Origin of the sequence: Jannaschia maritima (assembly GCF_030973515.1) — a bacterium.
GTDB lineage: Bacteria > Pseudomonadota > Alphaproteobacteria > Rhodobacterales > Rhodobacteraceae > Jannaschia > Jannaschia maritima.
In genome coordinates, this window is record NZ_JARGZA010000005.1 from 127464 (window position 1) to 142345 (window position 14882).

Below are 14882 nucleotides of genomic sequence, written 5' to 3' on the forward strand. Positions count from 1 at the left end.
CGGCTGGGGGGTGTGGGCGGGCAACGCGAAGGGGGTGGGGGTGGTTGCGTGGGTGGCCCGGCGAAGGCGGGCCGCCGCCGGGTCAGGCGGGCCGGCGGCCGGATTCGGCGGCGGTGAAGACGGATGTCCGGCGCCGTCCCCCTGTTTCCGACCTCGCGCCGAAGGCGGGGTTCCCGACGGCGGCTACGATCTCGGCGTTGCCGTCGGCCATGTCCAGCTGCGTGTCGGACCACCCCTTCAGGATCGTGTAGCTGACCGTGAACTCCAACGGCGCGGCCACGTCCATCCAGGGGATCGCGATCGCGGCGAAGCGGCGGTGGCAGGTACCGAGGTCGCTGTCCTCGTAGAGAAGGATCCAGAACGGGATCTCGTCGTACTGGGAATGGACCGCGCCCCGCACCTCCCGCCAGAGGGTGCCCTCCTCGGCTTCGAGGGCGGCGCGAACCTTGCGGTAGGCTTGCTGAAAGGGCGGTTCGGTGCGGGGCATGGGGGTCTTCGGAGCGTTGGAGGGGTCATGGGGCGAACGTGGGACGGGTGGGGGCGGTTGCGTGGGGGCCGTCGTAGGGCGGGGTTCACCCCGCCGTAGTGCGACCGTCGGATCGGCGGGGTGAACCCCGCCCTACACGATGCGTAAAGCATCGACGTGGTTTGGGAGGCCATGCCTAACTACCGCCGTCCCCACGTGCCGGGTTCATCGATCTTCTTCACCGTCGCATTGGCGGAGCGGGGGCGCGATACGTTGGTACGGCATGTCGATGGATTGCGGGATGCAGTTCGCCAGACACGCGCGGAGCGGCCCTTCCGAATAGATGCGTGGGTCGTGTTGCCGGACCATCTGCACGCGGTGTGGACCCTGCCGGCGGGGGACGTGGACTATTCGGTACGGTGGGGCGCGATCAAGGCTCGGTTCTCGATGGCGATGCGTAGGGCGCAAGGGGGAGGTCGGATTGTGGCAGCCGCGGTTCTGGGAGCACCACATCCGGGACGAGGCCGACCTGCGCGCGCATGTCCGGTATTGCTGGATCAATCCGGTGAAGCACGGATTGTGCGATGTGCCGGAGGATCGGCCCCATTCGTCCGTGCATCGGGACATGACGGCCGGGCGGTACGTGCCGGGGATGGATTTGGGGTCGTAGGGCGGGGCTCACCCCGCCGCGTGGGTCGATGTGGACGGGGATGCGGCGGGGTGAACCCCGCCCTACGGTCTTCGAAAACGTCCGGTGGGTGCGACCCACCATGTCGGATCGTTCGCGATGTCGGGGGGTGGTGGGTGTCACCCACCCCAAGGTTCGCCGACCGTGCGAGGGGATCGGGCGGGTCGCGTCGGTGGCGGGCAACGACCCCGGCCCGGGGCCGGGGTGCCGCGGGGCGACGTGCCGGTGGGTCGGGCATGCTCGGCGGTGCGGCGGAGCGGGCCGGAGGTGTCGGGGCTGCCGTAGGGTGGGTGCGGCCCACCATGTCGCGTCGTTCGATGCGTCCCGGAACGGTGGGTTCCACCCGCCCTACGGATCGCCGTGCGACGGGCCGGAGGATCGGCCGTATTCGTCGGTGCGCCGGGCGAAGCGGATGGGGATGTATCCGTAGGGTGCGTGGTCCCCACGCACCGATGCGGATGTCGGTGACGTATGGAACGGAGGCGGTGCATGACGAGCACACACCCTACGCGGTGCCATGTGCCGCCGACGACCCGCCCGCCGCGATGGGCCCGTAGGATGGGGTTCTATCCCACCGGCCTACATCGCCGATCTCGCCAGGCCGTGAGGTCGGTGCCGGGAATGTGGGTGGGGCTTGGCGGTGACGGAGGTGCGTGTGGCGGGGGGATCATCCTACGCCTGCTCGGCATCTAAATTGATGATCGCCTTTCGCGTCCGTAGAATAACCCTGTTGTTGAATCTTCCCCTCATCTTCTTCAATTTTCTTAAATGCTTCTGCTGGCCTGAAACGGCTGGACACTTTGTCGCCACGACGACGGCTATTATTTCCCGTTCGCCGATGTGTTCAGGCAGGTTCTTTGATGTGGCTGCGATCTGGGAGCACGCTTTCTCAACTCCCTCCCCCTTCAATTCGATAAGCCAGATACGTTGGTTCGAACTTACATACCCATCACATCGCTCCCTATGATCATCGATTAAACATCCATCAATTTGGCCTTTCTGATACCATCTGTTTCGCTCATTAGTAAATATAGCTTTCCTATTTCTCTCTTCGAAGACAATCATCTTCGCTCTGGTCTTCTCCACACACATTATCTGATCGCCTCTAGGTACTCATTCGCAATGTCTTCAGAAACTCCATCCAGGGCGTTCGTATCAATCATATTATCATCATCAACAATGTTCTCGAAGCTACCCCCCTTAGATAAATACGCAGTGATTGAAACCTCTCGGATCTGCGGTCTTGGCTCATTCTCAAGTTTCGCCATATGCACGTTAAGACACGCAAGTACGTAAGGGGAATGAGTGGTGAAGAGAAGATCACATGATGATTCTCGCGCGGCCCTAGCCATCAAATCGAGGATGTACTTTTGCGCTTCTGGAAAGAGGTGGGCTTCTGGCTCCTCAACGATGAGAAGTTGGTTTCGATTAGCCCTCACTGGATACTCCAGTAAGGACAAGAGAAGTGGAAGAGCTTCCTGCTGTCCTGACGATGCAGATCGCAGCGGCACTCGTCCCCAGCGGGTCTCGATATAATCGCGAGACTTGACGCGAACGAAATTCCCATCGATTACTGGCTCGATGGTCTCTCTAACCTTAAGTGTACGCTTGCGGTCAGGAATCCCGTGAAACTCTCCGCTGATCCTTCTCTTGGCAAACTCATAAAAACTACCAAATTGAGCTGTAAGCGGATCTACACGTTCATCCGATGCAAGAAAAGTAAAGAGCTCCTCACTCACAGTGGAATAGAATGACCGAGAGGCGGGAACGAAGAGTACTTGAGGTATAGACCGAAAGAAATCTTGAACTTCTTCGTGTGCTCGGCGGAACTCGTAAGTAGAAGTTACCCTTCGCTTGTCCTCATCCCCCGAAAGTTTTCCATACCGAATGAACTCCCGCCGAAGTCTTTGACCAACCCCATCAAGAGACTTTGAATGCTTTAATCGGGGTTTTCCACCTTCACTCCGCCTTTCAATAAAAATTACTAGATCATCTATCCGATAAGTAATACTAAAGGGAGCTGAGACGTCATCGAGACCTCCAAATATCGATAGGAATTCTTCGACCTGCCGGCGCTTGAAGGTGCGAGTATCGTACTCGTCGACGTATACCATATTAAAGTACGAGGAAAGATATGTTCTTCCAAAGTAAAAGAGCTTTGCAACAACCGACTTTCCTGACGCTTGGGGGCCGATTATAGCAGTTATGTTCGCAAGTTGCAGTGTTGCTTTCTTAATTGAGAGAAAATTATGTACTTCCAGTTCTTCGTGTGTGTCATCGATTGGCTCAATCATCTCACCCGTCCATCTTGAGCGCGGAAATAAACGCCGACTGCGGGATCTCCACCTTCCCGAACTGCCGCATCTTCTTCTTGCCGGCCTTCTGCTTCTCCAACAGCTTCTTCTTCCGCGTCATGTCCCCGCCGTTCTCGGTCGCCCGACGGAACCTACTCCGCCGCGACCTTCGTCGGCCTCGTGGCGTCCCCGCGACCCGCCAGCAGCCCCTCGACGGAGATATCCTCATCCAATTCCTCCCAGTGCAGGCCGAACGGGCCGATCTCAACGGCAAGCCGTTCCTCCGGCGTGGCGCCCAGGATGCGGGGGAACCAGACCAGCGGGACGCCGATGGTCCGCCCGTCCGACAGGGCCACCCACATGGCATCGTCGTCGAACGTCACGCGTTCAGCCGAAATGGTCATGCCATACCTCCGTGATCCGGTCCGCTTCATCTGACACCATCTCGGCCAGGCGTCGCAAGGTCCGGGCATCAAACCCGTCGGAGCGTGCATGTTCGACCGGCGGGCCGATCCAGAACTTCGCTTCTGCGGATCCACGCTTCACGTGGATATGAAGTGGCTCCCGCGGGTCGCCCTCGTTCGAGTAGAAGAAGAACCGAAACCCGTCCCGGCGGAGGACGGTCGGCATACCGTCAGGAATCCATCTTCAACGCCGAGATGAACGCACTCTGCGGTATCTCCACCTTCCCGAACTGCCGCATCTTCTTCTTGCCGGCCTTCTGCTTCTCCAACAGCTTCTTCTTGCGGGTCATGTCGCCGCCATAGCACTTGGCCGTCACGTCCTTGCGCATGGCGGACAGGGTCTCACGCGCGACGACGCGGCCGCCGACGGCGGCCTGGATGGGGATCTTGAACATGTGGCGGGGGATCAGCTCCTTGAGCTTTTCCACCATGGCGCGGCCGCGGGCCTCCGCCCGGTCGCGGTGGACCATGACCGACAGGGCGTCGACGGGCTCCTCGTTGACGAGGATCTGCATCTTCTGAAGCGAATCCTCCCGGTACCCGGTCATCTGATAGTCGAAGGAGGCATAGCCCTTGGTCACGCTCTTGAGCCGGTCGTAGAAGTCGAACACCACCTCGTTCAACGGCAGGTCGTAGACGACCATCGCGCGGGGGCCGGCATAGGTCAGGTCCATCTGGATGCCGCGGCGGTCCTGGCACAGCTTCAAGACGTCGCCGAGATAGTCGTCGGGCACCAGGATCGTGGCCTTGATGCGCGGCTCCTCGATGTGGTCGACATGGGTCAGGTCGGGCATGTCGGCGGGGTTGTGCAGCTCGCGCACCTCGCCGTCGCGCATGTGGACGTGATAGACGACGCTGGGTGCCGTGGTGATCAGATCGATGTCGTATTCACGCTCGATCCTGTCCCGGATGACCTCCAGGTGCAGCAGACCCAGGAAGCCGCAGCGGAAGCCGAAGCCCAGGGCGGCGGACGATTCGACCTCGTGGCTGAAGCTGGCGTCGTTCAGGGCCAGCTTCTCGATCGCGTCGCGCAGATCCTCGAACTCGGCGGAATCGACGGGGAACAGGCCGCAGAACACGACCGGCTGGGACGGCTTGAAGCCCGGCAGGGGCTTGTCGGCGCCCCCCTTCTCGTGGGTGATGGTGTCGCCCACGCGGGTGTCGCGGACCTGCTTGATGCTGGCCGTCAGAAACCCGATCTCGCCCGGGCCCAGCTCCTCGGCCTGGGTCATGGCGGGGCGGAACACGCCGATGCGGTCGACGTGGTGCAGGCTGCCCGACTGCATCATGCGCACGCGGTCGCCCTTGCGCAGGACGCCGTCGATGATGCGCACCAGGACGATCACGCCCAGATAGCTGTCGTACCAGCTGTCCACCAGCATGGCCTTCAGGGGCGCGTCGCGGTCGCCCTTGGGCGGGGGCAGGTGGTCGACGATGGCCTGCAGCGTTTCCTTGATGCCCTGGCCGGTCTTGGCGCTGACCAGGAGCGCGCCGGACGCGTCGAGGCCGATCACGTCCTCGATCTGCTCGGCCACGCGGTCGGGTTCGGAGGCCGGCAGGTCGATCTTGTTGAGGACGGGCACGATCTCGTGGTCCGCATCGATGGCCTGATAGACGTTGGCCAGGGTCTGCGCCTCGACCCCCTGGGTGCTGTCCACGACCAGGAGCGAGCCTTCGACGGCGCGCATGGAGCGCGACACCTCGTAGGCGAAGTCGACATGGCCCGGCGTGTCGATCAGGTTGAGGACATAGTCGTGACCGTCGGCCGCGGTCCAGTCGATGCGCACGGTGTTGGCCTTGATGGTGATCCCGCGCTCCCGCTCGATGTCCATGGCGTCGAGCATCTGCTCCTTCATGTCCCGCGTGGCGACGGTGTTGGTTTCCTGGATCAACCGGTCGGCCAGCGTGGACTTGCCGTGGTCGATATGCGCCACGATCGAGAAGTTGCGGATGCGGGAGAGGTCGGTCATCGGGAACGGCCCTTTGGCGTTGGTCGGGGGCAGATATCCCCTGCCCGGTTCGGCCGAAAGGGGCCGTGGTGACGCGGGCGGGCGCATTGGGCGCGATTTTCCGGGAACAAGATGCGATCACGTGCCGTTGAACCGTCACGATACACACGACACCGGAGCTTCCGCATGTACCGCACCCCCCTTCGCCTGACCGCCCTGGCCGCCACCGCCATGGTCCTCGTGGCCTGTGGCTCGAACGACGACGACTTCGTCGTGGTCGACCCGGCGCCGGCGCCCATCTTCACGAAGGACGGCCGCGTGCTGGACCAGAACCGGGTCGCCAACCAGAACAGCACCTGCGCGAACGGCATGACGCGCGAGGAAGACCTGGAAGACGGCGACATCGACTGCTCGAACTGAGCGGTCCCACACGACGCGAATGGGGGGCGGTCCGCCGGGCCGCCCCTTTCGCGTGCGGATCGGTAGCGGGTTGACAGAGGGGGCCGGGATGTCCATGTCCGGCACTCCCCGCCCTTCGGGCCGCGTGAGCCGATCGACCGTCCGGGTCGGTCCCCACGATCGGCGGGACGCTTTCCCCAGGATCACGCCAGGGATGCGCGGGCCGTCCGGCCCCGTCCCCACCGCGTGCCGTCCGGGCACGCCCCCAAGGATACGACCATCATGGACTTCGACATGCTGGGGCTGAAGCCCCGCCTCATCGACGCGTTGCGCACGATGGGGATCACCGATCCCACCCCCATCCAGAAGCAGGCCATCCCGCCCGCGCTGGACGGCGCCGACGTCATGGGCCTGGCCCAGACGGGCACGGGCAAGACCGCCGCCTTCGGCCTGCCGCTGGTGCAGCACCTGCTGGCCGACGACGCCCGCCCCGCGCCCAAGACGGCGCGCGCGCTGATCCTGGCGCCCACGCGCGAGCTGGTGAACCAGATCGCGGAATCCCTGTCGGGGTTCACGCAGGGCAGCCACTTGAAGGTCGCCCGCGTCATGGGCGGCGTGGGCATCGTGCCGCAGATCAAGCGGATGGAACGGGGCGTGGACCTGCTGGTCGCCACGCCGGGCCGTCTGATCGACCTGATGGACCGTGGCGCGGTGCGGCTGGACCGCTCGCACTTCCTGGTCCTGGACGAGGCCGACCAGATGCTGGACATGGGCTTCATCCACGCCCTGCGCCAGATCGAGCCCAAGCTGCCGCGCGAGCGTCAGACGCTGCTGTTCTCGGCCACGATGCCCAAGGACATGGAGGCGCTGGCCGCCAGCTATCTGACGAACCCCATTCGCGTGCAGGTCGCCAAGTCGGGCCAGACCGCCGACAAGGTCACGCAGTCGATCCACTTCGTCGCCAAGGCCGAGAAGAACGCCCTGCTGGTCGAGCTGCTGAACGCCCATCCGGGCGAGGCCGCGCTGGTCTTCGCGCGCACGAAGCACGGGTCCGACCGCTTGGCGAAGTTCCTGACGGGTGCGGGCATCGACGCCGTCGCGGTCCACGGCAACCGCAGCCAGGGGCAGCGCACCCGCGCGCTGGACGCGTTCACGAAGGGCGACGCCGCCGTGATGGTGGCGACCGACGTGGCGGCACGGGGGTTGGATATTCCCGTGGTCAAGCACGTCTACAACTACGAGTTGCCCAACGTGCCCGAAACCTATGTCCACCGGATCGGCCGCACGGCGCGGGCGGGACGCGACGGGGCCGCCGTGGCGCTGGCCGCGCCCGACGAGATGGGCGAGCTGAAGGACATCGAGAAGATCCTGAAGGCCGAGATCCCCGTGGCCTCCGGCCGTCGGTGGGACCCCGTTCCGGGCGAGGCGAAGAAGTCCGGACGCGGCGGCGGGAACAACCGGCGCCGGGGCGGCGGCGGTGGCGGCGGTGGGGACCGGCGGGGCGGACCGGCGGGACAGCGCGGCGGCGCGGCGCAGGCCAAGCCCGCCCAGGCGCGTCCCGGCGGCGGTGCCAAGCCCGCGAACAAGCGCAGGCGGCCCCGGCGCAGCGCGTCCTGACGCGCGGTGCGGCCCCTTGGCGCTTGCCGCCGGGAACCGCTTTTGCCATCGTCCCAGAAAACATCGGATGGGGGCGTGGCAGTATGATCCCGACGAAGACGATCCTGGCCGGCGCGCTCGTCGCCGTCCTGTCGGGCTGTGGCGGCGGCGGTCCGCCCGCGGGCGTGGCGCCGGGCCTGACTGGCGCGTCCACCCGGGGCCCGGTCGCGGATGCGTGCCTGCGGTCCGACCGGCGCGCCAGCGGTCCGGCCCTGTGCGGCTGCATCCAGCAGGCCGCGAACATCGGGTTGTCGAGGGGCGACCAGACCCGTGCGGCGGGCTTCTTCCGCGACCCGCACGAGGCGCAGGTCGTCCGCCAGTCCGACCGCGGCCGGGACGAGGCGTTCTGGCAGCGCTACAAGGGCTTCGTGGAACTGGCGGAGCGGTCCTGCCGCGCGTAGGGCGGGGCGGTTGACTTCCGGTTAGCGTACGCTGCCCCCCCGAAAGACCCGCCACGCTTGACGGCGTCGGCCGCTCCTTCGCATGCCCCGCGCATCGCAATCGAAGGATCGACCGATGATGCACCATGCGGATCCCATCGTGGTGGCACTGATCACGATGCTGTACCTCATCTTCGCGCTGCAGATCGTCTGCCAGATCCGCGGACGGAAGCTGGACCGCCGGACGGCGGGCGCGCTGATGCCGCTTCTGGGGCACCTTCGTCGTTTCCGGCTTCGCGGGCTATGCGACGACCCTGCTTCCCGCGACGTACTGGCCCTTGCGGGAAGCGCTGCACTGGGCGCTGGTCCCGCTGGCGGGGTGGCTGGTCCTGACCAACCAGGCCCGAATCGTGGCGGAGGTGCTTCGCTATGGAGAGTGAGATCTGGGCTCAGCTCCTCGGCCCGAACGGGGGCGCGATGGCCGTCTGCTTCGCGGCGGGCTGCATCGCCACCTATGGCTTCTGCCAGAAGACCATGCTGCGGGAATCGAAGCTCCGCATCGGGGAGCTGAAGGGCGAGATCACGACCCTGCGCGAACAGATCAAGCAGCTGGAAACGGAGTTCCGCGTCGAGATCCGCGCTCGGGTCGAGGCCGCCAAGGCCGCCTGACCCGACGGGCGCCACCGTGGGGGCGGCCCGGCCGGGACGATGGGACGGCGTCGGCGATGGATGCCGCCGCGGTCAGCGGCAGCAGAACAGCCGACGCTCGAACCGGGCGTTGCTGGGATGCGTCATGGCCTGACGGCGCATGTAGGCGATGTACATCCCCTCCTCCGTCGGCATCGCCGCATGGGTCGAGGCGGGAACGGACCGCGTGGCGGTGAACAGGGACTTCAGGAACGTCATCATGGCCGACCTCCGGGGCTGGTGTTCGCGTCCCCCGCTCTATGGACATTCCGTCGATCCGACGCAAAACAGTATGGCGGTGGAATTGTAAGCACAGGTATCGTGTCATGGACTGGAAGGGCCTGCCGCCCTTGGCGGCCCTGCGCGCGTTCGAGGCGGCCGCGCGTCACGGCAGCTTCACCCTGGCCGCTCGGGACCTGAACGTCACCCATGCCGCGGTGGCGCAGCACGTCCGGCGGCTGGAGGACGCGCTGTCGGAACGCCTGGTGACGCGCCAAGGTCGCGGCATCGCGGTGACGCAGGCGGGCCGGGCCCTGTCGGACGGCCTGACCGAGGGGTTCGGCATCGTCGCCCGCGCGGTGGGCGATCTGCGCGATGCCACCGAAAGCCGGCCCCTGACCCTGTCGCTGACGCCGGCCTTCGCGGCGAACTGGCTGATGCCGCGCATCGGCGATTTCTGGACGCGCCATCCCGACATCCCCCTGAACGTCGCGCCCAGCACGGACGTCGTGGACATCCGTCTGGGCGACGTCGACCTGGCGATCCGCTATGGCGACGGCACCTGGCCCGGGGTCGAGGCGGAGCTGCTGACCGACGGCGACTTCTGGGCCGTGGTCCATCCCGACCTGCCCCGCGCGCGGGACGCGACCTGCCTGCGCGACGTGGCCCACCTGCCCTGGCTTCTGGAGCATTACCTGCTGGAACGGCGCGCCATGATCGAGGCGGAGGGGATCGACCTGTCGCGCATCACGGTCAAGCTGATGGCCACGAACGCCCTGACGCTGTCCGCCGCGCAGGCGGGCAACGGCGTCACCGTGCAGCCGAAGTCGCTGGTCGAACGTCAGGTCCGCGACGGACGCCTGACGAAGGTCTGCGCGTTGAACGGCGGGGGCCTGGGCTATCACCTGGTGTCGCTGCCGGGGCGGACGTCGCCGCGGGTCCGCACGCTGCGGCGCTGGCTGCATTCCCAGGTGGATTGAGGGCAGCCGTCGGCGCCCGTCAGAACGACGAAGGGCGCCCGAAGGCGCCCCCCTGCCGCGCGATGCCCGCCGTCAGGCTTCCAGCGCGGCGGCGGTGTCGGACGACTTCGCGATGTCGCGCTTGATCTTCAGGGCACGGGCCGACAGTTCGGCGTCCTTCGACTTCGCCAGGAACGCGTCCAGGCCGCCGCGGTGGTCCACCGTGCGCAGCGCGGCCGCCGAGATGCGCAGCTTGAAGGCGCGGCCCAGGGCTTCGGACTGAAGCGTCACGTCGTTCAGGTTCGGCAGGAAGCGGCGCTTGGTCTTGTTGTTGGCGTGGCTGACGTTGTTGCCGACCATCGGGCCTTTTCCGGTAAGTTCGCAGACACGCGACATGGGGCACCTGTTCGGATCGAATGGTTGAATAGGGGTGCTGGGCCGATCCCGGCCCTGCGGTCGCGCGGGGTTAGGTCAGCGCCCCGGGGATGTCAACCGCTCCAGCATCTCGGCCGCGGCGGCCCGGGGGGCGCGTTCGCCCGCCGCCACCCGGGCCGACAGGTCGGCCATGGCGGCGCGGATGCCCGCGTCCCCTTCCAGGCGGGACAGCAGGCCGTGTCGGACCTCCTCCGCGAACCAGTGGGCGGCCTGGTCCGCGCGGTTGCGGTCCCAGTGGCCCCGTGCCCGCCGCCAGTCCGCCAGCGTCGTCATGTCGTCCCAGGCGGCGTCGAGGCCCGTGCCGTCCACCGCGCTGACTGGCCGGGCCTTGGGGAAGCCGTCCGGGTCCTGGGGCCGCGCGCGCAGCAGGTGCAGGGCGCCTGCGTAATCGGCCACGGTGCGGGTCGCGGCGGCCAGCAGGTCGCCGTCGGCCTTGTTGACCAGGATCAGGTCGGCCAGCTCCATGATGCCGCGCTTGACGCCCTGCAGCTCGTCCCCGCCCGCGGGCGCCATCAGCAGGACGAACAGGTCGGTCATGCGCGCCACGGTCGTTTCCGACTGGCCGACGCCCACGGTCTCGACGCACACGACGTCGAAGCCCGCGGCCTCGCACAGGGTGATCGCCTCGCGCGTGCGGCGGGCCACGCCGCCCAGATGCGTGGCGGACGGCGACGGGCGGATATACGCGTTCGGATCGCGGGCGAGCCGGTCCATGCGGGTCTTGTCCCCCAGGATCGACCCGCCGGTCCGCGCGCTGCTGGGATCCACGGCCAGCACGGCGACGCGCTGGCCGCGGGCGGTCAGCCGGGTGCCGAACGCTTCGAGGAAGGTCGACTTGCCGACGCCCGGCGTGCCGGACAGGCCGATGCGCAAGGCCTGGCGGTCCAGCCCCGCCAAGTCGTCCAGAAGCGCCGTCGCCCGGTCGCGGTGATCGGGGCGCGTGCTTTCGACCAGCGTGATCGCGCGGGCCAGCGCGCGGCGGTCGCCGGCCAGCAGGGGTTCGCGCAAGGGGTCGGAACCGTCCATCACCCGCGCATCGCAGAGGGGTGGTGCGCGCGCAACCGCGCGGTGCTAGGGGCCGCGCCCATGGATGCCCCCCCGCCCCTGCCGATCGACGAGGCCCTGCCCGCCCTGCGGGACGCGGTGGCCACCCGGGGCGTCGCGGTCCTGCAGGCGCCCCCCGGCGCGGGCAAGACGACCCGGGTGCCCCTGGCGCTGCTGGACGGGATGACGGGCCGCATCGTGATGTTGGAGCCACGCCGCCTGGCCACCCGCGCGGCGGCCGCGCGCATGGCCGACACGCTGGGGGAGCCGGTGGGCCGGACGGTGGGCTACCGGATGCGCGGCGATGCGGCGGTGTCGGACGCCACCCGGATCGTGGTCGTGACCGAGGGCATCCTGACGCGCATGGTCCAGGACGATCCCGACCTGCCGGGCGTGGGCTGCGTGATCTTCGACGAGTTCCACGAACGGTCGCTGAACGCCGATCTGGGCCTCGCCCTGGTGTGGGAGGCGCGGGCCGCGCTGCGCCCCGACCTGGCGGTGGTGGTCATGTCGGCCACGCTGGATGCGGACCCCGTGGCCGCGATGCTGGACGCGCCCGTCGTCACATCGGCCGGCCGGAGCTTTCCGGTGGACCGCCGCTGGCGCGACCGCCCCCCGCCCGACGGGATGCGGCCGGAGGCGCAGGTGGCGGGCTTGGTGCATCAGGCGCTGGAGGAGGTGCCGGACGGCGACGTCCTGGCCTTCCTGCCGGGGCAGGGCGAGATCGCGCGCTGCGAGACCCTCCTGGACGGGTGCGGAGCGGCGGTCATGCTGCTCTATGGGGCGATGCCCTTCGCGGCGCAGCACGCGGCGCTGACGCCCGCGCCCGGGCGCAAGGTCGTGCTGGCCACCGCCATCGCGGAAACGTCGCTGACCATCCCCGGCGTACGCGCGGTGGTCGATGGCGGCCTGGCGCGGCGCGCCCGGTTCGACCCCGGATCGGGGATGTCGCGCCTGGTGACCGAGCGCGTCACCCGGGCGGAGGCCGCGCAGCGCGCGGGCCGGGCGGGCCGCACCGCGCCGGGGGTCGCGTACGCCAACTGGACCCGCGGGGCGGAGGGCGGCCTGCCCCCCTTCCCCCCGCCCGAGATCGCGCGCGCCGACCTGACGGGCCTGGCCCTGGACCTGGCCGCCTGGGGGGCGGGGGACGCGGACGGGCTGGCCTTCCTGACCCCCCCACCCGACGGTGCGCTGGCGGAGGCGCGCGCGCTGCTGCACGACCTGGGCGCGCTGCGGGACGGGCGCATCACGGATCACGGCCGCGCGCTGGCACGCATCCCCGCCCATCCGCGCCTGGCGCACATGCTGGTGCGGGGCGGCCCGGGCGCCCCGCTGCTGGCGGCGTTGCTGGAAGGACGCCTGCCGCCCGGCCCCGTGGACCTGTCGGACGCGGTCACCCGCCCTCCGGCGGAGGTCCGGCAGGGGGCGAAGCGCCTGCGCCGCCATGCGGGCCGCGCGGACCTGTCGCCCGCGCAGCACCTGGCGCTGGCCTATCCGGACCGCATCGGCCTGCGCCGGGCGGGCGACGCGCCCCGCTGGCTCCTGTCGGGGGGCAAGGGCGTGCGGATGGCGGCGGGCGATCCCCTGGCCGGCGCGCGCCTGCTGGTGGTCGCGGACACGGACGGCCACCCCCGAGACGCCACGATCCGCCGGGCCCTGCCCATCGCGGAGGCCGAGCTGCGCGCCGTCCACGCGGACCGCATCGTCTGGACCGAGATCTGCGAATGGTCCGACCGCGACGGCCGCGTCCTGACCCGATGGCAGGAACGCCTGGGCGCCATCGCGCTGGACGACCGCGTTTGGCGCGACCCGCCGGCGGAGGCCGTGGCCGCCGCGGCGCTGTACGGCCTGCGCCGCCTGGGGCTGGACGTGCTGGACTGGACGCCGCGGGCGCGCCTGCTGCGGGCGCGCCTGGCCGCGTCCGGCCTGCGCGACGTGTCCGACGACGGGCTGATCGCGGCCCTGGACGCCTGGGCGCCCGCAATCCTGGCGGGGGTCCGGTCGGCGGCGGACCTGCGGCGCACGGATCCGCACGACGGGCTGCTGCATTGGCTGGACTGGGGCGAACGGCAGGACCTCGACCGGATCGCCCCCCCCGCCTACGTCACGCCGCTGGGGCGGCGCGTGCCCATCGACTATGCCGGCGACACGCCCACGGTATCCCTGCGCGTGCAGGAGGTGTTCGGCGAGAAGCGCCACCCCACCGTAGGCGGCATGCCCCTGCGGATGGAACTGCTGTCCCCCGCCCGCCGCCCGGCCGCGGTGACGACCGACCTGCCGGGCTTCTGGACGGGGAGCTATGCCGACATGCGCAAGGACATGCGCGCCCAATACCCCAAGCACCCCTGGCCGGAGGATCCGACCAAGGCGGACCCCACGCTGCGGACGAAGTCGCGGGGCTAGCCCACCAGGTCCTCCACCAGCGCCGAGCCGGCATCGGCCAGCCCGTCGATCACGTCGAAATGGTGGCGCCCCGCCGCCACGCGCAGCGGCGCGTCCCATGCCCGGGCCAGCGCCTCCGACTGCCACAGGAACGACGGGCGTTCGTCCCCGCCGACATGGATGCGGACATCCACGCCCGGGACGGGACGGCCCAGCGCCGGGCTTTCCGCCCGCGCCTCCCCTTCGTCCAGGCGCAGCACGGCGTTCATCGCCTGCGGCACCAATGGGCGCAGGTCCGCCACGGGGGACAGGGGGACGACCCGCGCGATCCGGGTCGCGCAAGCGGGACGGGCGTCGGCCATCGCCATGCGCGCGACCAGATGGCCGCCCGCGGAATGGCCGGTCAGGTGAACGGGGCCGCCCACCAGCGCCGCCGCACGGTCGATCGCCACCGCGACCTGCCGCGTTATGTCGGCGATCCGGACGTCGGGGGCCAGGGTGTAGCCGGGCATCGCCACCGCGAAGCCCCGATCCAGCGCCCCCACCGCCAGGTGCGACCAATCCGACTTCGCGAACCTGTGCCAGTACCCGCCATGGACGAACACGACCAGGCCACGGGGGTCGCCCGAAGGGCGGAACAGGTCCAGCCGTTCCCGTGGCGCCGGGCCATAGGCCAGGTCGAGGACCGCATGCTCGCCCAGCCGATCCCGGAATGCCCGTGCCCGGGCGGCCCATCGCGCAGGAAAGCGGTCCGAGCCGAAGATGTACGGCGCGTTTGCATAGGCGTCGTCCAACGTCGCGGGCGACAGGTGCCGCCAATCGTGGACCATCCGGACCCTCCGATCCATCGAACGAGGCGC

Annotated in this window: 17 protein-coding genes and 2 pseudogenes; 8 read left to right on the forward strand and 11 right to left on the reverse strand. The window is 68.5% G+C overall.

Annotated elements, in window-relative coordinates:
• Positions 1 to 82: 82 nt before the first annotated feature.
• Positions 83 to 487, reverse strand: a complete 405-nt coding sequence (locus P0084_RS06245) for a hypothetical protein (protein WP_308915962.1) — start codon at positions 485 to 487, stop codon at positions 83 to 85.
• A 171-nt stretch (positions 488 to 658) separates the two neighbouring features.
• On the opposite strand from P0084_RS06245, the pseudogene P0084_RS18570 reads away from it, so the two are divergent.
• Together P0084_RS18570 and P0084_RS06250 are read left to right on the forward strand one after the other, a co-directional pair.
• Positions 659 to 865, forward strand: a pseudogene (locus P0084_RS18570) (transposase); the annotation flags it as partial.
• Between the two features lie 82 nt (positions 866 to 947).
• Positions 948 to 1136, forward strand: a complete 189-nt coding sequence (locus P0084_RS06250) for a hypothetical protein (protein ID WP_308915963.1) — start codon at positions 948 to 950, stop codon at positions 1134 to 1136.
• A gap of 690 nt (positions 1137 to 1826) precedes the next feature.
• Here P0084_RS06250 and P0084_RS06255 read toward each other — a convergent pair.
• From P0084_RS06255 to lepA, 6 genes and pseudogenes are all read right to left on the reverse strand, one after another.
• The gene (locus tag P0084_RS06255; RefSeq protein ID WP_308915964.1) at positions 1827 to 2240 is read right to left on the reverse strand and encodes a hypothetical protein; all 414 of its coding nucleotides are present in this window, start codon (positions 2238 to 2240) and stop codon (positions 1827 to 1829) included.
• Between the two features lie 5 nt (positions 2241 to 2245).
• The gene (locus P0084_RS06260) at positions 2246 to 3448 is read right to left on the reverse strand and encodes an ATP-binding protein (protein ID WP_308915965.1); all 1203 of its coding nucleotides are present in this window, start codon (positions 3446 to 3448) and stop codon (positions 2246 to 2248) included.
• Between the two features lies 1 nt (position 3449).
• Positions 3450 to 3578 (reverse strand): annotated as a pseudogene (locus P0084_RS06265) (hypothetical protein); the annotation flags it as partial.
• A 22-nt stretch (positions 3579 to 3600) separates the two neighbouring features.
• Positions 3601 to 3852 carry a DUF2442 domain-containing protein gene (locus P0084_RS06270; RefSeq protein ID WP_308915967.1) on the reverse strand — a complete coding sequence of 84 codons (252 nt, stop codon included), beginning with the start codon at positions 3850 to 3852 and terminating at the stop codon, positions 3601 to 3603.
• Complete coding sequence (locus P0084_RS06275; RefSeq protein ID WP_308915968.1) at positions 3836 to 4078, reverse strand: DUF4160 domain-containing protein; 243 nt, start codon at positions 4076 to 4078, stop codon at positions 3836 to 3838. Before P0084_RS06275 ends, P0084_RS06270 begins: the two co-directional genes overlap by 17 nt.
• A 4-nt stretch (positions 4079 to 4082) precedes the next feature.
• Complete coding sequence (lepA, locus tag P0084_RS06280; protein WP_308915969.1) at positions 4083 to 5882, reverse strand: translation elongation factor 4; 1800 nt, start codon at positions 5880 to 5882, stop codon at positions 4083 to 4085.
• 165 nt (positions 5883 to 6047) lie between these two features.
• On the opposite strand from lepA, the gene P0084_RS06285 reads away from it, so the two are divergent.
• The 4 genes from P0084_RS06285 (at position 6048) to P0084_RS06300 (ending at position 8965) form a co-directional block, all read left to right on the forward strand.
• Entirely contained in the window at positions 6048 to 6281 is a 234-nt protein-coding gene (locus P0084_RS06285) for a hypothetical protein (RefSeq protein ID WP_308915970.1), read from the forward strand.
• Between the two features lie 261 nt (positions 6282 to 6542).
• Positions 6543 to 7877: a DEAD/DEAH box helicase gene (locus P0084_RS06290; protein WP_308915971.1), complete on the forward strand. Its 1335-nt coding sequence runs from the start codon at positions 6543 to 6545 to the stop codon at positions 7875 to 7877.
• A gap of 83 nt (positions 7878 to 7960) precedes the next feature.
• Entirely contained in the window at positions 7961 to 8317 is a 357-nt protein-coding gene (locus tag P0084_RS06295; RefSeq protein ID WP_308915972.1) for a hypothetical protein, read from the forward strand.
• Positions 8318 to 8725: 408 nt separating this feature from the next.
• Positions 8726 to 8965 carry a hypothetical protein gene (locus P0084_RS06300; RefSeq protein ID WP_308915973.1) on the forward strand — a complete coding sequence of 80 codons (240 nt, stop codon included), beginning with the start codon at positions 8726 to 8728 and terminating at the stop codon, positions 8963 to 8965.
• A gap of 72 nt (positions 8966 to 9037) precedes the next feature.
• On the opposite strand, the gene P0084_RS06305 is transcribed toward P0084_RS06300, so the two are convergent.
• Positions 9038 to 9205 (reverse strand): hypothetical protein, encoded by a 168-nt coding sequence (locus P0084_RS06305; RefSeq protein WP_308915974.1) that lies wholly within the window; start codon positions 9203 to 9205, stop codon positions 9038 to 9040.
• A gap of 104 nt (positions 9206 to 9309) precedes the next feature.
• On the opposite strand from P0084_RS06305, the gene P0084_RS06310 reads away from it, so the two are divergent.
• Positions 9310 to 10182 (forward strand): LysR family transcriptional regulator, encoded by an 873-nt coding sequence (locus P0084_RS06310; protein WP_308915975.1) that lies wholly within the window; start codon positions 9310 to 9312, stop codon positions 10180 to 10182.
• A gap of 72 nt (positions 10183 to 10254) precedes the next feature.
• Here P0084_RS06310 and rpmB read toward each other — a convergent pair whose 3' ends face one another.
• Complete coding sequence (rpmB, locus tag P0084_RS06315) at positions 10255 to 10557, reverse strand: 50S ribosomal protein L28 (RefSeq protein ID WP_308915976.1); 303 nt, start codon at positions 10555 to 10557, stop codon at positions 10255 to 10257.
• 75 nt (positions 10558 to 10632) lie between these two features.
• Positions 10633 to 11622, reverse strand: coding sequence for a methylmalonyl Co-A mutase-associated GTPase MeaB (gene meaB, locus P0084_RS06320; RefSeq protein ID WP_308915977.1), 990 nt, complete (start codon positions 11620 to 11622; stop codon positions 10633 to 10635).
• A gap of 60 nt (positions 11623 to 11682) precedes the next feature.
• On the opposite strand from meaB, the gene hrpB reads away from it, so the two are divergent.
• Positions 11683 to 14043, forward strand: a complete 2361-nt coding sequence (hrpB, locus tag P0084_RS06325) for an ATP-dependent helicase HrpB (RefSeq protein WP_308915978.1) — start codon at positions 11683 to 11685, stop codon at positions 14041 to 14043.
• Here hrpB and P0084_RS06330 read toward each other — a convergent pair.
• On the reverse strand, positions 14040 to 14852 hold the full coding sequence (locus P0084_RS06330; protein WP_308915979.1) for an alpha/beta hydrolase: 813 nt from the start codon (positions 14850 to 14852) through the stop codon (positions 14040 to 14042). The genes hrpB and P0084_RS06330 overlap by 4 nt on opposite strands.
• Positions 14853 to 14882: the final 30 nt, after the last annotated feature.